General features: G+C 64.4%; 21 protein-coding genes. 10 read left to right on the forward strand and 11 right to left on the reverse strand.

All coding sequences use genetic code 11. The annotated features are described in order from the left end of the window. The first annotated feature begins 21 nt into the window (after positions 1-21). Genes dapA through C7402_RS18240 form a run of 6 tightly spaced genes read left to right on the forward strand, consistent with a single transcriptional unit; the run spans position 22 to position 7834 of the window. The gene (dapA, locus tag C7402_RS18215) at positions 22-945 is read left to right on the forward strand and encodes a 4-hydroxy-tetrahydrodipicolinate synthase (protein WP_224044319.1); all 924 of its coding nucleotides are present in this window, start codon (positions 22-24) and stop codon (positions 943-945) included. After that, complete coding sequence (locus tag C7402_RS18220) at positions 935-1978, forward strand: phosphotransferase family protein (RefSeq protein WP_116611544.1); 1044 nt, start codon at positions 935-937, stop codon at positions 1976-1978. Before dapA ends, C7402_RS18220 begins: the two co-directional genes overlap by 11 nt. Further along, entirely contained in the window at positions 1978-2334 is a 357-nt protein-coding gene (locus C7402_RS18225) for a DUF6285 domain-containing protein (RefSeq protein WP_133254503.1), read from the forward strand. The genes C7402_RS18220 and C7402_RS18225 overlap by 1 nt, the downstream gene beginning before the upstream one ends. 1 nt (position 2335) lies before the next feature. Next, positions 2336-3565 carry an acyl-CoA dehydrogenase family protein gene (locus C7402_RS18230; RefSeq protein WP_116611545.1) on the forward strand — a complete coding sequence of 410 codons (1230 nt, stop codon included), beginning with the start codon at positions 2336-2338 and terminating at the stop codon, positions 3563-3565. Then, a complete protein-coding gene (locus C7402_RS18235) occupies positions 3562-7041 on the forward strand; it encodes an indolepyruvate ferredoxin oxidoreductase family protein (protein WP_116611546.1) in 3480 nt (1159 codons plus the stop codon). The genes C7402_RS18230 and C7402_RS18235 overlap by 4 nt, the downstream gene beginning before the upstream one ends. Before the next feature lie 25 nt (positions 7042-7066). Further along, positions 7067-7834, forward strand: a complete 768-nt coding sequence (locus tag C7402_RS18240) for an SDR family NAD(P)-dependent oxidoreductase (protein ID WP_116611547.1) — start codon at positions 7067-7069, stop codon at positions 7832-7834. Between the two features lie 30 nt (positions 7835-7864). Here the strand turns inward: C7402_RS18240 and C7402_RS18245 are convergent, their stop codons facing one another. The 3 genes from C7402_RS18245 to C7402_RS18255 form a co-directional block, all read right to left on the reverse strand. Then, a complete protein-coding gene (locus C7402_RS18245; RefSeq protein WP_112172340.1) occupies positions 7865-8590 on the reverse strand; it encodes a GntR family transcriptional regulator in 726 nt (241 codons plus the stop codon). Between the two features lie 180 nt (positions 8591-8770). Next, on the reverse strand, positions 8771-10069 hold the full coding sequence (locus C7402_RS18250) for an NAD(P)/FAD-dependent oxidoreductase (protein WP_116611548.1): 1299 nt from the start codon (positions 10067-10069) through the stop codon (positions 8771-8773). Positions 10070-10117: 48 nt separating this feature from the next. Further along, entirely contained in the window at positions 10118-11359 is a 1242-nt protein-coding gene (locus tag C7402_RS18255; RefSeq protein WP_116611549.1) for a D-amino acid dehydrogenase, read from the reverse strand. A gap of 232 nt (positions 11360-11591) precedes the next feature. Here C7402_RS18255 and C7402_RS18260 point away from each other — a divergent pair, with 232 nt between their 5' ends. Together C7402_RS18260 and C7402_RS18265 are read left to right on the forward strand one after the other, a co-directional pair. Then, entirely contained in the window at positions 11592-11939 is a 348-nt protein-coding gene (locus C7402_RS18260; protein ID WP_112172337.1) for a RidA family protein, read from the forward strand. Positions 11940-12020: 81 nt separating this feature from the next. Further along, the gene (locus C7402_RS18265) at positions 12021-12809 is read left to right on the forward strand and encodes a maleate cis-trans isomerase family protein (protein WP_116611550.1); all 789 of its coding nucleotides are present in this window, start codon (positions 12021-12023) and stop codon (positions 12807-12809) included. Positions 12810-12824: 15 nt separating this feature from the next. On the opposite strand, the gene C7402_RS18270 is transcribed toward C7402_RS18265, so the two are convergent. The 7 genes from C7402_RS18270 to C7402_RS18300 form a co-directional block, all read right to left on the reverse strand. Continuing rightward, positions 12825-13214: a hypothetical protein gene (locus C7402_RS18270; protein WP_244314872.1), complete on the reverse strand. Its 390-nt coding sequence runs from the start codon at positions 13212-13214 to the stop codon at positions 12825-12827. Positions 13215-13253: 39 nt separating this feature from the next. After that, a complete protein-coding gene (locus C7402_RS18275; protein WP_116611697.1) occupies positions 13254-14186 on the reverse strand; it encodes a hypothetical protein in 933 nt (310 codons plus the stop codon). Positions 14187-14285: 99 nt separating this feature from the next. Continuing rightward, complete coding sequence (locus tag C7402_RS18280) at positions 14286-15326, reverse strand: DUF2955 domain-containing protein (protein WP_116611552.1); 1041 nt, start codon at positions 15324-15326, stop codon at positions 14286-14288. 9 nt (positions 15327-15335) lie between these two features. After that, on the reverse strand, positions 15336-16469 hold the full coding sequence (locus C7402_RS18285; RefSeq protein WP_116611553.1) for an HlyD family secretion protein: 1134 nt from the start codon (positions 16467-16469) through the stop codon (positions 15336-15338). Then, positions 16466-18037 carry a TolC family protein gene (locus C7402_RS18290; protein ID WP_279635562.1) on the reverse strand — a complete coding sequence of 524 codons (1572 nt, stop codon included), beginning with the start codon at positions 18035-18037 and terminating at the stop codon, positions 16466-16468. Before C7402_RS18290 ends, C7402_RS18285 begins: the two co-directional genes overlap by 4 nt. Before the next feature lie 17 nt (positions 18038-18054). Further along, entirely contained in the window at positions 18055-19161 is a 1107-nt protein-coding gene (locus tag C7402_RS18295) for an AI-2E family transporter (protein ID WP_112172332.1), read from the reverse strand. 382 nt (positions 19162-19543) lie between these two features. Next, positions 19544-19909: a hypothetical protein gene (locus tag C7402_RS18300; RefSeq protein WP_112172331.1), complete on the reverse strand. Its 366-nt coding sequence runs from the start codon at positions 19907-19909 to the stop codon at positions 19544-19546. A gap of 504 nt (positions 19910-20413) precedes the next feature. Here C7402_RS18300 and C7402_RS18305 point away from each other — a divergent pair. Further along, positions 20414-21142, forward strand: coding sequence for a type IV pili methyl-accepting chemotaxis transducer N-terminal domain-containing protein (locus C7402_RS18305; protein ID WP_244314873.1), 729 nt, complete (start codon positions 20414-20416; stop codon positions 21140-21142). A gap of 23 nt (positions 21143-21165) precedes the next feature. Then, on the forward strand, positions 21166-22560 hold the full coding sequence (locus C7402_RS18310; RefSeq protein ID WP_116611554.1) for an MFS transporter: 1395 nt from the start codon (positions 21166-21168) through the stop codon (positions 22558-22560). 45 nt (positions 22561-22605) lie between these two features. Here the strand turns inward: C7402_RS18310 and C7402_RS18315 are convergent, their stop codons facing one another. After that, positions 22606-23328 (reverse strand): response regulator, encoded by a 723-nt coding sequence (locus tag C7402_RS18315; protein WP_116611555.1) that lies wholly within the window; start codon positions 23326-23328, stop codon positions 22606-22608. Positions 23329-23710 lie beyond the last annotated feature (382 nt).

Genomic DNA, 23710 nt, shown 5'->3' on the forward strand with positions numbered 1-23710 from the left:
CCCCTTAAAGGAGGAGACAGCGTGACGAATGAGCCGGGGATTCTGGAGCGTACCGGAAGACAACTGCCGCGCGGCAGCGTGGTGGCATTGATTACGCCGTTCACGAAAGAGGGCAGTATCGATTACGAAAAGCTGCGCGCGCTCATCGACTTTCATGTGGCCAGCGCAACGGCCGGCATTGCGGTGGTCGGCACGACCGGCGAGGCATCGACGCTTTCGTTTAATGAGCACTGCGACGTGATTGCGGCAACGGTGGAACATGCGGCCGGGCGCATCCACGTCATGGCGGGAGTGGGCGCCAACTCCACCCGTGAAGCCGCAGCGCTTGCGAAGTTCGCGTGCGTGCATGGCGCGGATTCGCTGCTCAGCGTCGTGCCGTACTACGTGAAGCCTTCGCAGCAAGGTTTGGCCGCCCACTTCCTGGCGCAGGCCGATGCGGGTGACGCGCCGCTGGTGCTCTACAACGTGCCGGGCCGCACGGTGACGGACATGTCCGTCGAGACGGTCCTGCGCCTGAGCGCCCACCCCAATATCCGCGGCATCAAGGATGCGACCGGCGACATGCTGCGGGCGGCCGAGCTTGTCGCCGCATTGCCGGCCGACTTCGCACTCTATAGCGGCGACGATTTCACCTCCATGCCCTTCATGGTCCTCGGAGGATGGGGCGTCATTTCGGTCGTGGCCAACGTGTTGCCCAGGCAGGTGAGCGAGATGTGCCGGCTTATCGACGACAACGACATCGCGCGGGCACGGCAAGCGGTCCTTGCGATGCTGCCGCTCACCCGCGCACTCTTCGCGGAAACCAGCCCGGGGCCGGTGAAATACGCGGCCAGCCTGCTCGATCTGTGCGAGTCCGTTGTCCGCCTGCCGCTCGTCTTGCCGGAAGCGTCGACGCGGCGGTATCTTGAGGAAATCCTTGTCAGGGTGCAGAAACATGCTGCATGAAATGGTGGCAACGGTGGCCAAAAGCGGAAGCGGCGTGACGCCTCTGCCGGAACCGGGCGCGCTCGTGCGGCTTGGGCGCTGGCTGTCCGGGCGGGACATCATTCGATCCGATGTCGCGTGCGTGTCGAAGTTGTCCGGCGGCGCCATTCAGGAAAACTGGCGAATCGACACGGGAGACGGAACGTCATACGTACTGCGTACGGATGCCGATGCCGCGATCCCAACGAGTTGTACCCGCAAGGAAGAATACGAGCGCTACAGTCTGGCGTCGCGACTGGGCGCGCGGGTGGCGCGGCCCCACGGGTTCTGCGACGACCTCTCCATCATCGGCAAGCCGTTCTTCATCCTCGACTTCGTATCGGGAATGACCGCAGGGCATATTCTCGCCAAAAGCGACGCGCACGTCCCCGACCGGCATGCGCTCGCGGTCGAGCTGGGCGAGCTTCTCGGTGTCATCCATCGTGTGCCCGCGCCCGATGTGGAGACCGTATTCGGCGCTGCGCCGCGCTCGGCCGCATCCGCGTCGATCGCCCATATCCGCAGCCAGCTCGACGCGTTGCCGGACGCCCATCCGGCGCTCGAGCTCTGTCTGCGTGAAGTCGAAGTGAGGGTGGGCGGTGCATCGCAAGCGGTGTTTTCACACGGCGACTATCGAACCGGCAACTACATGGTCGATGGCGGACACGTTACGGCTATCCTCGACTGGGAGTTCTCGGGTTGGGGGCACCCCTATGAGGACCTCGGGTGGTTCACGGCGCCTTGCTGGCGATTCGGCAGGGCGGAGCTGGCCGGCGGCGGAGTCGGACCCGTTGAAGGCTTCCTGGACGGCTACCAGGCAGCAACGGGCAGCCGCGTCGAGCCGTCCGAACTCGTCGACTGGCAGGCGCTCGCCCAGGTCAAATGGGCTGTCATCGCGCTTCATCAAGCGCAGCGGCATGCGTCGGGGGCGCAGCGCAGTCTGGAACTCGCGCTCTCCGGCCGCCTCGTTTCCGGGCTGGCGCTGGAAGCCATGAATCTGCTGGAGATGCGTTGATGAACACCCATGACAGGATGGTGGACCTGCTCGACACGGCAACCGGCACGCTGACCGGCGACGTCCTCCCGTCGCTTCAAAAGGAAGCGCGATACAACGGTCTCATGGTCGCCAACGCGATGCGGATCGTCGCGCGTCATTTCGGTCGTGCTTCCGCTGTGCCGGACGCCCACGCGCCGGTCCAATTGCTCGGCGATGCTGTCATCGTCAGCGGTATTCGCGCCGGACAGTTCGACGTCGGCTCGCCAATGCGCCCGGCGCTCGTCGCCACGCTGTGGAATCGGCTCGCGCAGGAACTGGCGGTCGACAACCCGCGCATGCTCGAAACACTTCAAAACTCCCCACGGGGCAGGTGAAATGGACTTCTCGATTGACAGCAAGACGCGCGCGTTGCGCGACCGGATTCGAACCTTCGTTGACGACGTCCTGTTGCCGCTGGAGTCCAGCGCGGCGTCTTACGACGAGCATGAAAACGTCGCCGAAGGCTTGCTCGGCGAACTGCGTGCGCAGGCGCGCGAGCGCGGCCTGTGGTCGCTCCAGATGCCGCGCGAGCGCGGCGGCGGCGGTCTGTCCGTTGCGCAGATGGCCGTTTGCTACGAGGAGATGAATCGCTCCATCTTCGGTCCAGTCGTATTCAACTCGGCGGCGCCCGATGACGGCAACATGATCCTGCTGAACAAGGTGGCGACACCGGACCAGAAGGACCAGTGGTTGCAACCCATCATCGACGGAAAGGTGCGTTCGGCGTTCGCGATGACCGAGCCCGCGCCGGGAGCGGGCTCCGACCCGTCGATGATGCTGACACGCGCCGAGCGCGCGGGCGACAAGTGGATCATTCACGGTCGCAAGTGGTTCATCACGGGCGCTGCGGCCGCGACGCATTTCATTCTTATCGCGCGCACCTCGGCCGACGCGAGAAAGGGTCTCACCGCTTTTCTCTTTCACGCTAACACGCCGGGTTGGCGCATCATTCGCCGCATTCCGATCATGGGACCGGAGGAGCACGGCGGACATTGCGAAATCGAATTCGACGGTCTGGAGATTCCCGACGCGCATCGCCTCATGGAAGTGGGCGATGGGTTGAAGGCGACGCAAATACGCCTTGGCACGGCTCGTCTTACGCACTGCATGCGGTGGAACGGCATGGCGCGTCGCGCGCTGGAGCTGGCCGTGGCGCACGTGAACACGCGCAAAGCGGGCGGCGACCTGCTTGCGGCGCGTGAAGGCGTGCAATGGATGCTGGGCGAAGCGGCCATGAAGCTCGACGTCGCACGCTTGCTGACGATGCGCGCGGCGTGCTGTCTGGACACCGGTGACTTCGCACGTGCGGAAATCTCGATGGCGAAAATTGCGGCATCCGAAACATTGCATCAGGTCGTCGATACTGCCATTCAGTTGCATGGCGCCAAAGGCTATTCAAAGGACACCCGGCTCGAATGGATGTATCGCTACGCACGGCAGGCGCGCCTCGTTGACGGCGCCTCCGAAGTTCACAAGATGGTCGTTGCGCGCTCGCTGCTCGAAACCGGCAGCGAGATGTGGAACTGGAAGACGCAAGCGGCTGAACCCACTGCCTCGAAGGAATGACCGTGAATTTGCGAACTGTGACGCTTGACGACAAATACACGCTCGACAGCGGGCGTATCTTCCTGACCGGCGTGCAAGCGCTGGTTCGCCTGCCGCTCATGCAGCATCGACGGGACAAGGCCAACGGTTTGAACACCGCCGGCTACGTCTCCGGCTATCGTGGCTCGCCGCTGGGCACCTACGACGCCGAACTCGGCAAAGCCAAAAAATTTCTCGGCGAAGCCAACGTGGTTTTCGTGCCCGGCGTCAACGAGGATCTCGCTGCGACGGCGGTCTGGGGCACGCAGCAGGCGGAGGCGGCCGGGGACGGCAAGTACGACGGCGTCTTTTCCATCTGGTACGGAAAAGGCCCCGGTGTCGACCGCAGCGGCGACGCCTTCCGCCACGCCAATCTCGCGGGGAGTGCGAAGCACGGCGGCGTGTTGCTGTTGATGGGCGACGACCACACGTGCGAGTCGTCCACGACCTGCCATCAGTCGGAATTCGCCTTGGTCGATGCGTCGATACCCATCCTGAGCCCGAGCGGCGTGCAGGAAATTCTCGACTACGGCCTGTACGGTTGGGCCATGTCGCGGTACTCGGGCTGCTGGGTCGGTCTCAAGTGCGTGAAAGATACCGCCGACGCTTCCGCCGCGATCGATGTCGAACTCGACCGCGTCTCCCCGCGCATTCCCACTGGCGTGGATATGCCGCCCGGCGGCCTGAACCTGCGTCTGCCCGACACGCCTCAGGAGCAGGAATTCCGGCTGCACAACTACAAGCTCGATGCCGTTCGCGCCTTCGTGCGCGCCAACGGGCTCGACCGGGTGACGCTCGGCAAGCCTGGCGCGCGTATCGGCATCGTCACGCACGGCAAGAGCTATCTGGACCTCCTGCAAGCGATCGATGACCTGAACGTCACAGAAGCGGATCTGGAAGCGATGGGCGTCGCCATCTACAAGGTCGCATGCACCTGGCCGCTCGAACCGCAGGGCGTTGCGGCGTTCGCGGCCGGGCTGGACCTGCTCATGGTGATCGAAGAAAAGCGCAGCCTGCTGGAGTCCCAGATCAAGGACATTCTCTATCGGCAACCGCATGCGCCGGTCGTGATCGGCAAGCACGACGAGCACGGCAAGAAGCTTTTCCCGGTCGAAATGTCGTTGAGCTCGCTTCAGATCGCCATTGCGTTGGGCGAGCGTCTGACGCAACACGCGCGCGACAAAAGTCTCGCGGAACGCGTCGAGTTTCTCACCGCATTGAGCCAGGTCGAGTTCGCGCCCGAAGCCATGCTGCGCAGCTTCTACTTTTGCAGCGGCTGCCCGCACAACTCGTCGACGGTGATTCCCGAAGGCAGCAAGGCCTACGCGGGAATCGGCTGTAGCTGGATGGCGCAGACGATGGAGCGCAACACGCTGGGCTATACGCAGATGGGCGCGGAAGGCATGGCGTGGGTGGGCGAGGCGCCGTTCTCCACGCGCGCGCACATGTTCCAGAACATGGGCGACGGTACTTATTTTCATTCAGGATTGCTTTCGGTTCGCGCGGCGATTGCGGCGAAGACCAACATCACGTTCAAGATTCTGTACAACGACGCGGTGGCGATGACCGGCGGGCAGCGGCACGACGGCCAGCTTAGTCCGATGACCATCACGACGCAGGTGCGCGCCGAGGGCGTGGGCCGCATTGCCGTCGTGTCGGACGACCCGTCGAAATATCCGGCCGACGCCGGGTGGGCGCAGGGCGTGACCATTCATCACCGCTCCGAGCTGCAAAAGGTCCAGGAGGAACTGCGCGAGATTCCGGGCGTGACCGTGCTCGTGTACGACCAGACCTGTGCGGCGGAAAAGCGCCGGCGGCGCAAGCGCAAGCAGTTTCCCGACCCGGCGAAACGGCTCGTCATCAACGATCTCGTTTGCGAGGGCTGCGGCGACTGCGGCGTGAAATCCAACTGCGTGTCGCTCGTTCCGCTCGAAACGGAGCACGGCCGCAAGCGCGCCATCGACCAGTCGTCATGCAACAAGGACTATTCGTGCAACAACGGCTTTTGTCCGAGCTTCGTGACGGTGCATGGCGGCAGCCCGCGCAAGGCGCCCGCCGTGAAACCGAACGTCGACCTGTTCCCGGCGCTGGTCGAGCCTGAACTGCCGTCGGTCGAGCACGGGGTGTACTCCATCATTGTGACGGGCGTGGGCGGCACCGGCGTGGTGACCATCGGCGCGATTCTCGGCATGGCCGCGCATCTCGAAGGCAAGGGGTGCGGCATTCTCGATATGGCGGGGCTGGCGCAGAAGGGCGGCTCGGTATGGTCGCATCTGCGATTCGGCAAGAATCCGGCGGCGATCAAGGCCATTCGCATTGCCGCTGGCGGCGCCGATGCGGTGCTCGGCTGCGACATGGTCGTGGCCGCGAGCCGCAAGACGCTCGCCGCGACGCGCAAGGGCGCCACGCGTATGCTCGTGAATACGCATGAGGTCATGACGGGCGAATTCGCGCGCCACCCCGACCTCCAGTTCCCTGCTGCGGAACTGCGCAAGGGCATTGCGGATGCAGTCGGCAGCGAGTGCGTCGAATTTGTCGACGCAACGAAATACGCCCTCAGCATTTTCGGCGACACGATTGCGGGCAATATGTTCATGCTCGGCTATGCCTGGCAGCGTGGCCTCATTCCGATCGGCGCCGAGGCGATCCACACCGCCATCGAACTCAATGGCGCGGGCGTCAAGATGAACCGGGACGCCTTTCTGTGGGGACGCCGTGTGGCGCAGTCGCCCGCTTCGGCTGAGCGGGCCCTCGTTGCGGCGAAGCCCGTGAGCGAGTCGCAGCGTATCTCGTCGTCGCTCGACGAATTCATCGAGCGCAAAGTCAAGTTCTTGACCGGCTATCAGAATGCGGCGTATGGCGAGCGTTTGCGCAAGCTCGTTAGCCGGGTGCGCGACTGGGAGCGTGCGGTCATGCCGCGCGAGGAGCGTGTCACGCGCGCCGTGGCGAGCGGCTATTTCAAGGTCCTCGCCTACAAGGACGAGTACGAGGTTGCCAGGCTTCATTCCTCGCCGGAGTTCGTCGAAAGCATCAAGCAGCAATTCGAGGGCGCATTCCGTATTGCCTTCAATCTCGCGCCGCCGCTTTTCGCGCGCAAGGATGCGTTGAGCGGCGAACCACGCAAGAAGGAATTCGGCGCCTGGATTCTGCCGGTGTTCCGCGTGCTCGCGAAAATGAAAGGGCTGCGGGGAAGCGCACTCGACGTGTTCGGCTATACGGCCGAGCGCCGCATGGAGCGCGGGCTCATTGCTCGCTACGAGCAAACCGTCGATGAAATTCTCCGTCACGGCACTGCGCGCAATTATCAGGCTGCGTTGCGTGCGGCGAGCATCGTGGAGAAAGTGCGTGGATATGGGCACGTCAAGGAGCGCAATTTCAAATCCGTCGATGCCGAGTGGACGAATGCCGTCGCTCAATTGTCGAAATCGCACGTGATCGAACTCAAGCAGGTCGCTTGAATCACGCAAAGTCTGGAGAACCTGCATGACGTTCAACTTCGACTTGGCAGACAAGACCGTGCTGGTCACGGGCGCATTCAGCGGGCTGGGCCTTCATTTTTCGAAGACGCTCGCAGCGCAGGGCTGCCGGGTGGCCATGTGCGGGCGGCGTCTGGCTCTTGGTCAGACGCTGGCGCAGTCACTCTCGGATGAGGGCCATACGGCGCACGCTTTCGAGCTGGATGTCACCGAAGCGAATTCGGTCGCACGATGTATCGAGGCGGTCGCCGGGAAACTCGGCCAGCCCGTTGTGCTCGTGAACAACGCGGGCGTTGCCCACCATTCGCCCGCGCTTGCCACCACCGACGAGTCGTGGAACCAGACCATCGATGTCAATCTCAACGGCGTGTGGAGAATGACGCGCGCGTTCGCCGCGAGCCTGAGGGACGCCGATGCGCCGGGAAGCGTGGTCAACATCGCGTCGATACTCGGGCTGAGGGTGGCCCAGCAGGTCACGGCGTATGCCGTCTGCAAGGCGGGCGTGATTCAGATGACCAAGGCGCTGGCGCTCGAACTCGCGCGATATCGGATTCGCGTGAACGCCATCGCGCCAGGCTATTTTGAAACGGACCTGAATCGGGACTTCTTCGAAACCGAGGCGGGGGCCCAACTGGTCAAGCGCATTCCGCAACGCAGGCTTGGTGCGCTGAGCGAGCTTGACGGGCCGCTGCTGCTGCTCGCCTCCGGCGCGTCCTCGTTCATGACCGGCTCGGTCGTGACGGTCGATGGCGGTCACCTCGTCAGTTCGCTCTGAATGCCAGCGCGGTGACAGGCGCCGCCGCGCTTACTGCGAATAGAGTTTCACGACGCCGGCGTCGACGACCTTGGCGATTTCTTCCATGCGCCAGGTGATATGCGTTTCCGTGAGTTCGCGGCAGCGCTTGGCGTCACGCGCTTCAATGGCGTCGAGAATGTCGAGGTGTTCCGAGAACGCGTCGTGGCCGCGCTGTTCGAGGTCGACCCAGCGCACGAAATGAATGCGGGCGTTGATGCCATACAGCGCGCGCACCATTTCGTTATTGCCGGAAAGGGCGACGAGGCGCACGTGAAACTCCTCGTCGCGCGCAACGAGTTGCGTGGCGGGCGCTTGCGCGGCCTTGTTCTTCATCACGTCCTTCCAGAACTTGCGTAAAGCCCGGATGTCCTTGATGTCGGCGCGCTCGACCGCGAGTTGCACGGCCGATGCCTCGATACTGCGCCGAAGTTCGAACAGGTCGAAAATGTCCTGACGATTCAGCTCGCGGATAAAGAACCCCCGGTTCGGAACGAAGGTCAGGAGGCTCTCGGCGACAAGCCGATTGAGCGCCTCGCGCAACGGCGTGCGGCTGACGTCGAACTTCGCGGCAAGCTCCAGTTCGTTCACCCGCTCGCCGGGGCGTATCGTGTAGAGCACCGCCATCTCTTTCAATTGCTCGTACAGGTCGTTGACGGTGAGCCCGGCGCGCTTCGGTGCGTTGGTTTCGCGTACACGCGGCCTGGATTCGCGCAGGAGCGAGTTGTAGCCTGCCATTGTCTGTTTCCTTCCTGGTGCGCATGGCACCCTGTTTCTTGCTGGGGACTTGCCGCTCCCGGCTTCGGGGTCGAGGAAATGCGCCGGTTGGAAAGTGTCGGCAACGCTGTATTCTACAACAGCCGCTGTCGCCAGCAGCCTCGCGGTCCTGATGCGCCGGTTCCCTGATCGACGGCGAGGTCAGCGTCCGGCAAATGCCGCTTCGACCTTGTCCGTCAGGCGATGCCACGGATGAATGAGGCCGGCCATACGCACGGCGACGCCGTGGCTGTGGATTTGCCGGAGCGGCGTCACGGGCACGGGCATGTCGGCTTCGGTTGCCGCGCCTGCCAGCAGGCGCGCGGCGCACGGGCCCCAGACCGTGCTCATGGCGACGCCGCGTCCCGAGTACACGCCCGCAAAGAGCAGGTTCGGCGCGAGCCGCATCAGTCGCGGTATGCGGTCGGGCACCGCAGCCAGGGTGCCCTCCCAGTATTCAGCGGATTTGAGCCCGGCTAGCTGCGGGAAGACGGCCCGAAATTTCGCCATCACGGCGGCTTGCCCCCTGGCTGCGGCGTCGTGCCATAGGGTGTGGGCGCCGATCGCTTCCAGTCTGCCTTCGCTATCGTAGCGGCAGGCGAACAGGTCTTTGCGCGTGTCGGAAACGCCTTCGTTTCCGGGCAGGACGGTGCGCCGTTGCGCTTCGTTCAACGGCTCGGTTGCGACCTGATAGATCCGCACGGGGATGAGGGCGCGACGCAAGCCCGGCCAGAAGTCGCCGGTCAGCGCGTTGGTCATGACGAGTACGCCCTTCGCCGAAACTTCACCGACGGGCGTGCGGACGCGCCATCGGCTCCCGTCGCGAACAATGGCCGTCGCGGGAGAGTTTTCATACAGCCGAACTCCGTCGCTGACCGCGCCGCGCGCAAGCCCGCAGCACAAGGCGTATGGATTGAGATGACCGGCGTGGAGGGCCTTCCAGCCACCCGGATACATCACGCTTCCCATGCGTGCGGCCAGCGCGTCGCGGTCGAGCCATTCCACGCGGGCACCGAAGGCCTTCCATTGCTCATAGAAGGTGCGCCCCCGGTCGAGCGCCTGTCTGGAATGACAGGCCTGCATCCAGCCATTGCGCACAGAATCACAGCGAATATCGTAGTGGTCGATCAATTCGAACAGCTTCGCCGGAGCGGAGGCGACCAGGCCGTTGTAGCGTTCGCCGCGTGCCGCGCCGAGCCACTGCTCCATTTCGCGCGGGCTTGCCTTGGAGTGGTGGGGAATCACCTGACCATTGTTTCGGCCCGAGGCGGCTTGCCCGATACGATCCTGTTCGAGCACGACTACGGAAGCGCCAAGGCGAATCAGTTCGATGGCCGCATTCAGCCCCGACAAGCCGCCGCCAATCACGACGTAATCAGTCGTTAGCTCTCCAGATAGAACGGGATAGTCCGCCGTGACCTCTTTCGAAATCTTGAGCCAGTGATGTCGTGTCTCATTCATTTCCCGCCTCCTCGCCGCCGGCACGGCAAGCAGATTGGCGGCCCGGCGTCATGACGTCAGGCCATCCATCGGAATTTCCGGCGTGCGTCCCGCGATGAGGTCCGCGGTAATGCGAGCCGAGCCGTGCGACATGGTCCAGCCGATGTGGCCGTGGCCCGTGTTCAGGAACAGGTTGGCGTATTTCCGCTTGCCGAAGCACGGTAGATTATTGGGCGTCATCGGACGCAGGCCGGCCCACATTTCCGCGCGGTCGTAGTTGCCGCCGTCCGGATAAAGCTCTTGCGTGACGCGTTTCATGAACGCGAAGTCCGATGGTTGGTGCGTCGTGTTGTATCCGGCGAATTCGGCGGTGGCGGTGACGCGGATCCTGTCGCCGAACCGGGAGATGGCGACCAGGTTGTGCTCGTCGACCACGGCGACGTTGGGCGGCTGGACATGGCTTTCGATCGGGATGGTGAGCGAATAGCCCTTCACTGGATAGATCGGCAAGTGGATGCCGATCTGCCGCGCGACGATCGGGCTATAACTGCCAAGCGCGAGCACATACGCATCGCCCGTCAAGCTGCCTTTATCGGTGCGCACGGCGCTGATTTTCCCGCCCGCCACTTCAATCCCCTGAATCGTCGTATCGGTCAGAATCGTCGCGCCTCGGGAAACGATGATGTCGGCCAGGCCCCGCGTGAATTTCGCCGGGTCCCCGGTTTCGTCCGTCGGGCAGTAGATTGCGCCGGCAATCTCGTCTTTCGCGGTGGCCAGCGAAGGGTCGACTGCGACCACCTCGTCCCGGCTCAACACCTTGATGAGTTGTCCGTCCGATTCCAGCAGTTTCATTTGCGCGACGCCGCGCTCCAGCGCTTCCTGACTGCGATGGAAATAGAGGATGCCCCTGTCGTTGCGATCGTAGCTGAGCGATTCCGTCGCGATGACGTCTTGCAGCACCGACTGCGAATAGGCGGCGAGCCGATGCTTGAGCAGCGTGTTGCGCCTGGCTTTCTCCGCCGTGCATTCCATCAGGAATAGCCACGACCAGCTATAAAGCCTCGGGTCGGCCGAAAACTTGAAACGCAGCGCCTGGTCTTTGAGCACCAGTGACTTGAGCAGCACCATCGGCGCTTTCGGCGAGGACCAGACGAACGAGTGTCCCGGCGCAACCATGCCCGCGTTCCCCCAACTGGTTTCGCCGGCGACCACGGGTTGCCGGTCGACGACCGTCACGTCATGGCCATCCTTTTGCAGTTGATACGCGGTCGTCACGCCCACTACGCCGCCGCCAAGCACGATTACCTTCATGATGCCCTCAGTCTCAAACGTGGAATGACTTCGCGTCAGGCGCCGAGGGCCGCGGTCTCCCGACCCTCGCTCGCAAAGTGTCTACACAAATGTATATTCCGAATAAAAAAAGAACGCAATGGGCGCTATCGCTGACTCGGATTCTATCCGTATCTGTCGATAAAAGTGTCGACAATTGTGTGTGACATGAGTTAGCCTTAGGACACTTTCACCTGACCTGATAGAGGAATCCATGCAGATCAAGCGCTACGAGAGTGGCAAGCGAATGAGCCAGGCCGTTGTCTACGGTGGTTTTGTGTTTCTTGCGGGGCAGGTCGCCGCCGACCCGAGCGAGGACGTGAAGGGGCAGACCGGGCAAATCCTCAAGAAGATCGACACCCTGTTGCAGCAAGTCGGCTCGGACAAGACGAAAATTCTCTCTGCGAGCATCTGGCTTGCCGACTACCAGACGTTCAACGAGATGAACGAGGTGTGGGACGCATGGGTGCCCGAGGGCGATGCGCCGGCGCGCGCCTGCGTGGAGTCGAAGCTGGCGTTCCCGCAATACACCGTCGAAATCGGCGTGATTGCCGCGGTGTGACGGGTAGGGCATGAACGATGCGCTGGCCAGGCGCATTTCAATCCGGTGGCAGCACGAACCGACAACGTTGAAGGGCACAGTATGGAAACCGTTGAAGCTGCGCAGCGCTATGTGAAGCTCGACTTCACCCTCGATGACGGGATTTCGCATCGCGCCGCAATTGGTCTCGTCGTCCTCGCGACCGACCACACGATCGAATACGAGTGGCGCAAGCTGCTCGCCGTCGAGGGGGTTGGCTTCTATGAGAGCCGGATCCTCAACTCCGCGGAAATCACACCGGCAACGCTGCGGGAAATGGATCGGCTGATCGCGCCGGGTGTCGCCCTGATCCGGCCCGGCGAGCGGCTCGACGTCGTCGCGTTCGGCTGCACGTCGGCTTCCATGGTGCTCGGCGAAGGCCATGTGATGGAGCGCATCAGGGAGGCCCGGCCCAACGCTGCGTGCACCACGCCCATTACCGCCGCGAGGGTCGCGCTGAATTCGCTGGGCGCGCGGCGCGTCGCGCTTCTGACGCCGTATCTGCGCGAGATCACGGAGTCCATGAAGGATTACCTGAGCGCCCGTGGCATGAACATCGTACGAATGGGCTCGTTCGAACACTCGGACGACAACGAGGTCGCGCGCATCGACGCCCAGTCGGTGCGCAACGCGGTGCTCGAACTCGGCCGCCACGACGACGTGGACGCGGTGTTCGTCTCGTGCACGTCCGTGCGCCTCGCCGACCAGGTCGCGGCCATCGAGCGCGAGCTGGGCAAGCCGGTGACGTCCAGCAATCACGCGATGGCGTGGCACGCCTTGCGCCTGGGCGGCGTGAAGGACGAACTGCCGCAGTTCGGACGACTCTTCACCGTGCAGAACGTCGAGCAGTAGCCCACGCTGCCAGCCCTAGCGCCCCATGCGCCGGTCGTAGCTGCGCGAAATGCGCTGCATGAGCGTGGGGTCGCGCGCATCGGCGCTATTGAACTGCACGATCACGCTGCCGTCGCTTTGCTGGTGCACGTTCGCCGTCACGGTGCCGCCATCGATCGTTCCCGCGATCGTGCCGGTGCCGGGGTCCTGGACCGTGAGCGCGAGACCCTCGTCGCGCATGGCGCCCGCGGCGGCCGCGAAGGAGCGGTCGTAGCTGGCGGGTGTCATGACGACGGTGCCCGCGGGCACCGCATAGTAGGGACATCCGGCGAGCGGCAGCAAGCAGGCGCAGACGCTTGCGAGCACCACGCGCCGCGTGACGGGACCGGTTGCCATGCGGCGTTGCCGCTTACCCCGTGAAGTCATCGCTGTTCTCCTCGATCGCACCGAAAATCGTCTGGCTTCCTAAAAGCTCACCGCAAGACCGAACGACACGCCGTGCACGTTGTGCCCGAAGACATAGCGCACCATCGCGCGCGTGCGGGTGATGATGATCGGATACTGGCTGCTGTCCAGTTCGAGCCCCACGCCGAGCGACGTCAGATCGTTGAAGCCCAGCACGCCTGCACTGTCGCCGAAATAGTGCGAGTAGGCGAATTCCAGCACGTAGCGCACCGGCTTGTCGAGCGCATGCCAGCCGGTCGGCGCGCGCCAGCGCGTCCACAGGCTCAGTTGCTGCGCCATGGCCGATCCCTGTACGGCGTCCGACGATCCGCCGAAGCTGCGCAGGTAGATGTCGGTCGCGCGCAGTTCCGCGTCGATTTCGTAGTTTTCGCGGTAATGCTCGAAATCGAGCATCAGCGAGCCGCCATAGCCGTACGCGTCGAGATAGCCGTTGTTGAGAAACTGGAGATTGCTGTCGGTGATGTGATTGATAAGCGTCTGGCCGATCCGCAGATCGCTCGAAACCCGCCCGATCGTGCCGTTCAGAATGGGGCGAAACACGAGTTCATTGGTGATGGGGAAGTCCCAGCCGATGCCGACCGTGCCGCTGAAGGTGTTCCACCGCGTCGGCAAGGCGCGCTGCTCGGCGCCGTCGGTCGCGACGAACGTCGGATCGTAGCGGCTATAGGCGATCGTGCCTTCCATATACAGGGGAAAGGACCGGCTGAGCGTGAAGCCGCCTCCCAGTTGCGACTGACCGAAGCCCGGATTGCCGGTGGTGCCGTTGTTGATCGAAAGCGAACTGGTGGTCACGTCGGGAACCGTGGTGTAGGTCATGATGGATAGCACGGCGTCCGCATGCTGCTTGATGTTGCCGCCTACCACTGTGCGACTGGACAGTTGATCGGGCAAGCCCTGCGCATGCAATTGCAAGGGCGGCAGCGCGACGAGCATGACCACGCAGAGTCGCCGGAAAATGAATTGGAGTCCATACGATTTCGCCATGCCGCTAGTTCCGATGGTGCGCATGGCGTAAAGCTTCGTGCACGTTTTTCATAACGTGTTCCTTTCGGGAGCCGCTTTGCCGCGTGGGGCACGCCGCTCGAAGATCTGAAGCATGAGCGAGGCATAGATCGTAACGGCGAAAAAGAGGCCCATGCGCACCGCAAATGCCTGATAGACGTCCTTGCCCGCCACGCTGTCCTGCACGGACTGGCCAAGCAGAATGATCATCGTCACTAGGCTGTTCAGCCAGAAGCCGGGCGAATAGCGCGTGGGGCTCAGGCGATAGAGCTTGCGCCCGGCCAGCAGGCCGAACAGCAGCATCCACAGATAGAACATCCACACGTTGACGAAGAGCCTGAGCGCAAACCAGAACGCGATGGCGAGGAGTCCGCCGAGCGCGGTGGAGCCGAGCAGTTCGCGCACCGCGCCGCGCGCCGAGGTCGTGCAGCTTTGGCGGCCGAGGCTCACGGACTTCATGATGATCGGCATATAGCTGGCGGGGTCGCTCATCGCGAGCAGCCAGGCGGGCATGACCACGAGCGCGGCCTGCAATGCCACGCGCGCCGCCTCGTCGCGCGACATGGCGCGCGCGGCGGGCGGCGAGGGCGCGCCCGCGGGCTCGGGAAACAAGGCGTGGCTCGCCGTGCAAACGAGCACCGCGAGCAGCAAGCCTTTCACCAGTGCGCCCACCACGGTCGCGGCCAGTTGCAGGTCGGCCACGCCTGCCGCCGAAATCATCGTGAGGCCTGCCGCGAGGAACGTCGCCACGAGGTTGTTGCCGCCGCGCAGCCCGTGGCGAAAGGCGAGGAAGAGGCCGAGGCCCACCAGCAGCACGCCCGCAAAGGGGTAGTAGCGAAGCAGGGGAACGAGCAGCAGGCCGCTGCCCGTGGTGGCCGCCGTGACCACGGCCAGCGCGAGCGCCGCCTTGAGCGAAAGCGGCCGGGTTTGGGTGGCCAGCAGAAAGACGGTGAACACGGGCGCGATCACGGGGATCGGCAGATCGAGCGCGAAGCTGACGGCGAGCGCGAGCGCCGTGCCGGTGGCGACGCGCAGCGCACGCTGGCCGGGACGCGAGAGGCTCGTTGGCATGGGCGCCGTTCAGTAGAGGAAGGAGATCCAGCTCATCGCGCGCAGAAACACGCGGCCGAGCGGATTGAGCGGGTTGCCCTGACTGGGAAAGGCCATCACCTCGGCCTGGCCGCCCACGCGCACGTTGCGCAGCCGCGCGCGCTCGTCCGGGGCGAACTCGACGATCACGGGAAAGCGCTGCGCCGGGCGCAGCCAGTCGCGGCTGTTCTGAACCGTGGGCAGGGTGCCCGGCGGGGTGCTCTGGCCCACGCTCACGCCATAGCCGATGCTGCGCACGCGCCCTTCGAACACTTCGCCGGGCAGCGCGTCGAGCGCGATGGCCACGGGCGTGCCCGGCTGCAAATGGCCCAGATTGTTTTCGGTCATGTCCGCGCTGATCCAGACGTCATGAATCGCAATCAGCGTCATGACCGGATTGCCCGCCGCCGCGAACTGGCCGACCTCGGTGCGCAGGTCGGTGATGACGCCCGCCGAGCGCGCCCGGATGCGCGTATTGGCGAAGTCGAGCCGGGCCTTCTCCAGTGCGGCCGCCGCGCTGCGCAACTGTGCGTTCTCGGCTTCGTCGCCGCCTTGCTGCTCGCGCGCGCGCTCCACTTCGGCGCGGGCGGCTTCCACCTGGCTTTGGGCCTGCTCGTGCGTGGCGCGCGCCACTTCGAGACGCCGCAGCGAGACGGTGCCCTCGTCCTCGCGATAGAGCCGTTCGAGCCGATCGCTGTCCTGGCGCGCCTTGACCTCGTTGGCGAGCGCCGCGCGCAAGGAGGCCTGCGCGGAATCGATGCCGGCCGTGCTCGCCCCGATCTGGCGGCGCGTGGATTCGAGATCGGCGCGCGCGCGGTCGGCGGCAATGCGGTATTGCTCGTTGTCGATCTCGAACAGCACGTCGCCCGCTTTGACATCCTGATTGTTGTGCACGAGCACGCGCGTCACGCGACCCGAGACTTCGGCGGCCACGGGCACGACGTAGGCCTGAACGCGCGCCTGCTGCGTATAGGGCGTGAAGCGATCGGCGAGCAGATACCAGATCAGGCTCACGGCGATCAGGCCCACCACCCACTTGAGCGCGCGGCCCGATGGGTCGGACGCGGGCGGCGTTGGCGTCGCAGGCGGCGGCGCGGCGGAAGCGGGTCCGGTCGATTCGCTCATCGTGTGGGCCCTTCTGGCTGGGTTTGCTGCTCAGGCTGCGTATGGGCAACTGGGGCGACCGGGTCCGCAGTGGGTTCGTCGAGCAGGTCGCCCCAGTCGGTGCGATGCTGCATCTGCGCGCGCATGGCGGGGTCGACGAGCGGCGCCTCCGAATACCAGCCGCCGCCCACAGCTTTATAAAGCGCAATGAGGCTGCTCACGGCGTTGCCGCGATTGACGACGTAGGCGTCCTGCTGCGCGGAGAGCGCGCGTTGCGCATCGAGCACGCGCTGAAAATCCGAATAGCCTTCGCGGTAGATCGTGTTGGCGAGCGTGAGCGAGCGCCGCGCCGCGCCCTCCGCGTCGCGCAGGATGGTGTCGCGCTGGAGCGCCGCGATCAGCGCCGTGGCGGCGTCGTCGGCTTCGCGCGCCGCCTCGCGCACGGTTTCCTGGTAGGCGACGATCGCCTGCTGCAAGCGCGCGTCCTGCACGCGCACGTTGTTCGTGATCTTGCCGTGATCGAACAGGTTCCATGTGATGCTCGGGCCGGCCATCACCGCAAGCGTGTTGGGCGAGCCGGCGAGCGAACTGGCGCTCCACACGAGCGAGCCCACCAGCGAAATGGAGGGGTACAGGTCCGCCTTCGCCACGCCGATGAGCGGGGACTGCGCGGCCATCTGCTGTTCGGCCGCGCGCACGTCGGGGCGCCGCAGCAGCAGATCGGCCGGCACGTCGTCGAGCACGGCGCGCTTTATGAGCGGCACCACGGCCGTCTTGCCGGGCTGCGCGTCGAGCTCGGGTAGCGGGCCGGGCGGGCGGCCGAGCAGAATGCAAAGCGCGTGGCGCGCCAGCGCGATCTGGCTTTCGAATACGGGAATGCTGCTCAGCGTGCCGAGATACTGCGTTTTCGCCTGCTGGAGATCGAGCTCGTCGGTCTCGCCGCTCTTGAAGAGTTTTTGCGTGATCTCGTAGCTGCGCTTTTGCAGTTGCGCGTTCTCGCGCGCGATGCCAAGGCGCGCCTCGGTCGTGCGCAACGTGTAATAGGTATCGGCAACCTGCGCGTGCACGAGCACCAGCGCGTCTTCCCGGTTGGCTTGCGCGGCGAAGAACGATGCGTCGGCCGACTCGATCGCGCGCGCGAAGCGTCCCCAGAAGTCGAGCTCCCAGCCAATGCTCATACCGAGGCCGTACTGGAAGTACGCGCCCGAACGCGTGTTGAAACCATCGGAGCGCTTGCGCGCCGAGTAGAGCACATCGGCGTTGGCCTGCTGCACCTGCGGATAGCGGCCCGCGAGCGCGATGCCGAGTTGTGCGCGCGCCTCGATAACCCGCAGTCCCGCGATCTTCAGATCGCCGTTGTTCGCGTCGGCGGCGGCCATCAACTGGTCGAGGTTTTCATCGCTGAAAATTTGCCACCATTGCCGCACGTCGGGTTGCGCCCCGGGCGTCGTAACCTGCTCGATCGACGCGCTGGTCCAGTGCTCGCTCCAGCTTTCATGCTGCGGCTGGAAGTCGGGCCCCACGCGCATGCACGCGCTCAGGCAGCATGCGCCAAGCGGCAGCCAGTAAGGGTGCTGGCGGAGGAACACAGGGTGGTTCCTCCGCTTCAAGCCTTTTGCTCTTCCCGTGCGCGTTCCGCTTGAGGCTGGTCCCGCACCCAGCGCCAGAACAACTGATAGCCGACGGCCAGCATCACCGGGCCGATGAAGAGGCCGATCACGCCGCCCGTGACCATGCCGCCCAGCGCGCCGATCAGCACCACGGGCATGGGCACCGCGACGCCGCGGCCGAGCAGCATGGGCTTGAGCACGTTGTCGGCGAGCCCGGCCACGAACTCGTAGACCGAGAACACGATGGTGGCGGTGCTCACGCCTTGCGTCATGATCACGAAGATGATGACGGGCACGGTGATGAGCGTGGCGGGCAACTGCATGATGCCGATCAGCAGCACCGCGAGCGCGAGCAGCCCCGCGCCCGGTATGCCCATCACGATGAACCCGATGCCGATCAGCAGCATCTGGATAAAGGCGATGCCGACCACGCCCTGCGCCACGGCGCGAATGGTGGACGTGCAAAGCTCGGCGATCTGCGCGCCGTTTTCCGGACCCGAGATGCGCGAGGCGATCTGCACCGCGCTGCCGTGGCCTTTCTCGCCGTATGCCATGAGAATGCCGGCCACGATGAGCGAAACGAAGAACACCAGCAGCGCCGCGCCCAGACCGGTGACGGTGCCGAGCAGCCCGAGCCCGGCGGCCTTCAGTTGCGGCGCGAACCGCTGCACCAGCCCGGTGAGATCGGTCGAGGCCTGCAACCAGAAGTCGTACACGCGCTGCCCGATGACCGGCCAGCCGGTTATCGAATCGGCGGGCGGCGGAATGTGGAAGGTGCCGCTCTTCGCGACGCTCATCGCATGTTCGATCGAATCGGCCACGGCCACGCCGAGCAGGTAGGTGGGCGCGAGAATCACGCCGAACGCCACGAGAATGATGAGCGTGGAGATCAGGCCGTCCTTGTTGCCGAAGGTGCGCCGCAAGCGGACTTGCAGTGGATAGAGCGTGACTGCGAGGATCACGGCCCAGACCATGAGGTCGAGGAACGGCGCGAAGATGCGGAAACAGAACATTGCCAGCACGGCAATGAGCGCGGCGCGAATCAGGACATCGAGCAAGTCCCGCGATTGCGCCTTTGGCGTTTGACTCGTGGGCAGCAGCATTGTTGGTCTCCTCGCAGGTTGCCGCGAGGGATCCCCGACGGCAAACCAGGCACGCCGCGGTGCTCGTGTCGAGCCATCCGTGGCTTCTCTCGCCATCTGGCGACGCCGTCGCCAGAACCCAGGTAGTACGAGAAACTGTCCGCCGACATGCGTTGTTTCCGCAGGCTCCATCCCTCTTGCGAACACGACCCCATGATGTTCGCAATCACCTTGTTGCATCTCTTCAGGCACCGCTATACGCACGCTGATCTGAGTCTAGATCAAGCGGGAAAAAGCGGCAATAAACGTGCCGCCCGCATTTGCACAGCGAGCAATCGCGCTAATTGGCTGCTTAAGACGCGGCCGCGCGAATGATTTTTATTCGACGCTCACGCTTGCTGGTTCAATGGCCGGGTCCGCTCGACGGCTCGCAACTCAATACGAGGTGGTCGCCGGTACTGCCGGCGCTAAGCGCTGCATTGTGAAAATCGTGGCTGCCACAGCGCCACTCGGCGAGATAGTCGTTGCGACACCCGCCCGATTGCGCGGCGATGACCGAGAGCGGATAGCTGCATGTGCGCAGACCGTCGCAGTGTTGCGCGAGGTCGTGCGTGGCGTTGCCGCGCGGTGCGCCGCAATTGCCGCCATACGTGCCCGAGACAATGGCGATCGACGCTTCATTCGCGCCGGCCACCGCGGACGAGACCAGCAGACCGCCGATGGCGACGGCCACGCATGCGCCCACGAGGGCGATATCGGTTGGTTTCATGATGCACCTCCCGAGCCGACGCCGCGTGCGCGACCACGCAAACTCGCGCGCGAGGCGCGGCTTCCAGTCGACGCTTTCATCTTAGCGCGCACACGCCCGGCGTTGGTGCGAGGCTACGTTGCAGTGCACCAGCAGCAAACACCGCAGGCACATGAATGGTGGCGCGCCGCTCGCGTGCGCGGCGGTGGCGGCGCGGCTGCTTAAACGGGGCCGCTTTGTGCAAACCCGCGCCAGCGGGGCTTCGCGGCGTCGTGCGTGACCCAGGCCACGAGATGGCATGCCTATTGCTTATTAAGCTGCGGGGCCAATGACGGCTCCAACGAATTGCAATGTCCCGCGGCGTGCGGGAACGATCAGGTCAGGCGGGGCAACGGCGTCCCGAAGCAACACCCCACGGCACAAGCGTGCCTGGCGGGTGCGCTTCGGGACGTTTTTTTTTGCCCTGTGAGACCCATCGAGCCAGGCGAGTCACTGACAGGTCCATTTGCACTACTAAAGATGATCATGCGGGAAACGACACACAGCGTCTCTGGGGAAATCGTCGGCGAGCTCATCAATCTGGCCGGGCGCCAGCGCATGCTCTCGCAGCGCATTGTCCTGCACGCGTTGCTCGGCTCGCGCGGCGACCCCGCCGCCGTTGCTGCGATTGCCATCGCACGCGAATGCCTCGCGACGTTCGCGGCCTCGCACGCACGCATCGTGGAAGGCGACGACCACTTTCCCGGTGTGTTCTCGCCCGCGCTGCGCGAGTTGTATTTCGGCGCGCGCAAGGCCGACGAACGCATTCGCGCCTTCATGAAGCTCGCCGCGCACGCGCTCGATGGTCTCGAACGCTCGCGGCACGACGACGCGGCGCGCGAAGCCGCGCTCGCGCGGCTCACGGCCGAAGCCACGCCGCTGCTCGAACTGCTGCAAGTGCTCACGCAGGCCTATCAGGACGAAATGCGCGGCGTGGAAGCGGCGGCCGCGAAACGCCAGGCGGGCATTGTCGACGAGCTTGCCACCATTTCGCTGCGCGCGAACATCGTCGCGCTCAATGCGCGGGTGGCCGCGGCGCGCGCCGGGCAGTTCGGCCGCGAGTTCGCCGTCATCACGGCCGAGCTGGCCGACGTGATCGGCGAGATGGACCGCCTCGTGCAAGGCGTCGTGGGCAAGCGCGAGACAAATTCCATTGCGCCCGAGCGTAATTTCGGAATCCGAATTCAACGGATGCATGCCCGCGCTGCGGGTTGAGATCCATTACTGGGGAGAACCTCGTGAAAGACCTGGCAAGTTCGCTCAAGAGCGGTAACTGGCGCGCGCTGATAGCGTGCTTCCTGTACTTCGACACCGGCTTCACGGTCTGGGTGATGTTCGGCCCGCTCGCGCCGTTCATCCAGAAGGACATCAAGATGACGCCGGCCGAACTGGGCCTGCTCGTCGCGGTGCCGGTGCTCGGTGCGGCCATCCTGCGCGTGACGCTCGGCAACCTGTACCAGGCTTACGATGGCCGCCGCGTCGCGCTGCTCGGCATCGCGCTCTCCGCCATTCCCGCCGCCGTGCTGCTGCTCATGCCCGGCACGCCGTCCTATACGACGCTGCTCGTGCTCGGCGTGCTGCTGGGCGTGGGCGGCGCGAGCTTCGCCGTGGCGCTGCCGATGGCGGGCAGCAATTATCCGCCCAAGGTGCAGGGGCTCGTGCTCGGTCTCGCGGCGGCCGGCAATATCGGCGCGGTGCTCGACGGCTTCCTCTTTCCCGGCCTTGCGGCCCACTTCGGCTGGGCGCGCGCGACCGGTGCGGCGCTGCCGCTGCTCGCGCTCGCCGCAACAGCCGTGGCTTTCTGGGCGCGCGATCTCGGCCAGAAGTCGGGTAGTGCCGCGCAGGCATTGCGCTCGTTCTTCATCACGCTCGCCGGCCTTATCGCGCTCGTGCTGGCCGTGCATGCCGGCGTGTTCGGCGCGGGCAAGACCGGCGTGCTGATCCTGCCGGTGCTCGGCGCACTGCTCGCCATCGCCGTGTTGCCGCGTCACTATCGCGCCGTGCTCACGCAAGGCGACACGTGGGTCGTGATGCTCGTGTACAGCATTACGTTCGGCGGTTTCGTCGGCATGTCCTCGTATATCTCGACGCTGCTCATTTCGCTCTACCAGGTGCCGAAGCTCGAAGCGGGCGTGGTGATGTCGCTGCTGGCGCTGACCGGCGCCATGGTGCGCCCGCTGGGCGGCCTGATCGCCGACCGCATTTCGGGCGTGCGTGCACTCGTGCTGCTGCTCGCCGCGATTTCCGTGTGCGACTTCGCGTTCGCGCTGTGGATGCCGCCGTTCGCGGCCGGTGTCGCGCTGCTCGCGTTCACGTATGTGTGCTTCGGCCTGGGCAACGGCGCGACGTTCCAGCTCGTGCCGCGCCGCTGGCAGGGCCGCACGGGCCTCATGTCGGGCATCATCGGCGCGGCGGGCGGCATTGGCGGCTTCTATCTGCCGGTCATCATGGGTATCGCCAAGGAAAGCACGGGCAGCTACCAGATGGGCTTCGCCACGTTCGGCGCCATTGCCGCCGTCGCGTTCGGGCTTGTCGTGCTGCATCGCGCCCGCTGGCTCGAATGGGCGCTGCCGCAAGAGCCGGTCATGGCTCCTGCCGTCGTGCAAGGTGCACAGGCGAGCGCAGGCAATTAACGCTGCAAGCGCGATCCGGCGCGAGGCCGGGTCGCGCTTCAACCCTTACCGTTCGTGCGCTGCCTGAAGGGTCGGCTCCGCAGTCGGTTCGTACAACGGAGCATCGCGTGCACGCAGGATATAGCCGATGCCGCGCAACGTGAGGATCTGCGCGCTCGACGGCGCGAGATGCTTGCGCAGGCGATGAATATAGATGTCGATCGCGTCGCGGCTCGGTTCGTCGTCGAGGCCGAAGATGTTCTCCATGAGCGTGTGCTTCGATACCGTGCGGCCCTGGTGCAGCATCAACGCTTCCAGAATCGCATGCTCGCGACGGCGCAGGCCAAGGCGCGTGTCGTTGTGACGGAACTCGCGCGTGTCGGAGCGATAGTGCAGGTCGCCGCAAGTCAGGCGCGCGCTTCGGTCGGCGAACTGCCGGCGTATCAGCGCCTTGATGCGCGCCAGCAGTTCGCGCGTATCGAAAGGCCGTACGAGATAGTCGTCGGCGCCCGCCTCGAAGCAGTCGACCTTGTCTTCGATCGAGCCGTGGACGGTCATCATCATCACCGGGATGTTGTCCTGCCTGCGACGCAATCGGGTCAGCACGGTTTTGCCGCTCATGCGCGGCAAGTGCATTTCGATTATCACGAGGTCGTAGCGTTGTGTTTTCAGCAACGAATCGGCGGCTTCGCCATCCGCCATCCAGTCCACCGTGAAGTTTTCTTCACGCAACAGGCCGCATAGCCAGCGGCCGAGTTCGACATTCTCTTCGACGAGCAACAGCTTCATTTTTTTGTCCCATGCTTGGGCCGGTCCGGCTTGCGTACCTCCGCGACGAACGCCATTCACGACGTAATACACGAAGTGACCCAGAGCGCGAAGGGGAGGCTGCATGGCCGGCTCGCAATGATGGGCCGACTGCACGATGCCGTCCGCCGCATTAGATGGCTGAATTCTAGCGACGTGAACCCTTCCTCACGCTTTCACAGAGGAAGCCAAAACATCCGGGATTTCCATGAGGCGCGTAGGAGCGCGGTAGGAGAAAGGTCAGGCGATGGTTAATATGACAGCGGTTGATCGCAATTGGCTTACTGAATGGTGATTCGATTTCAAGTTGAAAGTTTGAATAATGGAAACCGGTTTTTCTGCATCTGGAATATTGATTGACTAC

It is taken from the genome of Paraburkholderia unamae (assembly GCF_003096875.1).
GTDB classification, from domain to species: domain Bacteria; phylum Pseudomonadota; class Gammaproteobacteria; order Burkholderiales; family Burkholderiaceae; genus Paraburkholderia; species Paraburkholderia unamae.

Excerpts from the sequence above, each read along its gene's own strand:
- C7402_RS18220 (WP_116611544.1), top strand. The coding sequence starts at position 935 with ATGCTGCATGAAATGGTGGCAACGGTGGCCAAAAGCGGAAGCGGCGTG.
- C7402_RS18225 (WP_133254503.1), top strand. The coding sequence starts at position 1,978 with ATGAACACCCATGACAGGATGGTGGACCTGCTCGACACGGCAACCGGC.
- C7402_RS18230 (WP_116611545.1), top strand. The coding sequence starts at position 2,336 with ATGGACTTCTCGATTGACAGCAAGACGCGCGCGTTGCGCGACCGGATT.
- C7402_RS18235 (WP_116611546.1), top strand. The coding sequence starts at position 3,562 with ATGACCGTGAATTTGCGAACTGTGACGCTTGACGACAAATACACGCTC.
- C7402_RS18240 (WP_116611547.1), top strand. The coding sequence starts at position 7,067 with ATGACGTTCAACTTCGACTTGGCAGACAAGACCGTGCTGGTCACGGGC.
- C7402_RS18245 (WP_112172340.1), bottom strand. The coding sequence starts at position 8,590 with ATGGCAGGCTACAACTCGCTCCTGCGCGAATCCAGGCCGCGTGTACGC.
- C7402_RS18250 (WP_116611548.1), bottom strand. The coding sequence starts at position 10,069 with ATGAATGAGACACGACATCACTGGCTCAAGATTTCGAAAGAGGTCACG.
- C7402_RS18255 (WP_116611549.1), bottom strand. The coding sequence starts at position 11,359 with ATGAAGGTAATCGTGCTTGGCGGCGGCGTAGTGGGCGTGACGACCGCG.
- C7402_RS18260 (WP_112172337.1), top strand. The coding sequence starts at position 11,592 with ATGCAGATCAAGCGCTACGAGAGTGGCAAGCGAATGAGCCAGGCCGTT.
- C7402_RS18265 (WP_116611550.1), top strand. The coding sequence starts at position 12,021 with ATGGAAACCGTTGAAGCTGCGCAGCGCTATGTGAAGCTCGACTTCACC.
- C7402_RS18270 (WP_244314872.1), bottom strand. The coding sequence starts at position 13,214 with ATGACTTCACGGGGTAAGCGGCAACGCCGCATGGCAACCGGTCCCGTC.
- C7402_RS18275 (WP_116611697.1), bottom strand. The coding sequence starts at position 14,186 with ATGCTCGTCGCGCTGCCGCCCTTGCAATTGCATGCGCAGGGCTTGCCC.
- C7402_RS18280 (WP_116611552.1), bottom strand. The coding sequence starts at position 15,326 with ATGCCAACGAGCCTCTCGCGTCCCGGCCAGCGTGCGCTGCGCGTCGCC.
- C7402_RS18285 (WP_116611553.1), bottom strand. The coding sequence starts at position 16,469 with ATGAGCGAATCGACCGGACCCGCTTCCGCCGCGCCGCCGCCTGCGACG.
- C7402_RS18295 (WP_112172332.1), bottom strand. The coding sequence starts at position 19,161 with ATGCTGCTGCCCACGAGTCAAACGCCAAAGGCGCAATCGCGGGACTTG.
- C7402_RS18300 (WP_112172331.1), bottom strand. The coding sequence starts at position 19,909 with ATGAAACCAACCGATATCGCCCTCGTGGGCGCATGCGTGGCCGTCGCC.
- C7402_RS18305 (WP_244314873.1), top strand. The coding sequence starts at position 20,414 with ATGCGGGAAACGACACACAGCGTCTCTGGGGAAATCGTCGGCGAGCTC.
- C7402_RS18315 (WP_116611555.1), bottom strand. The coding sequence starts at position 23,328 with ATGAAGCTGTTGCTCGTCGAAGAGAATGTCGAACTCGGCCGCTGGCTA.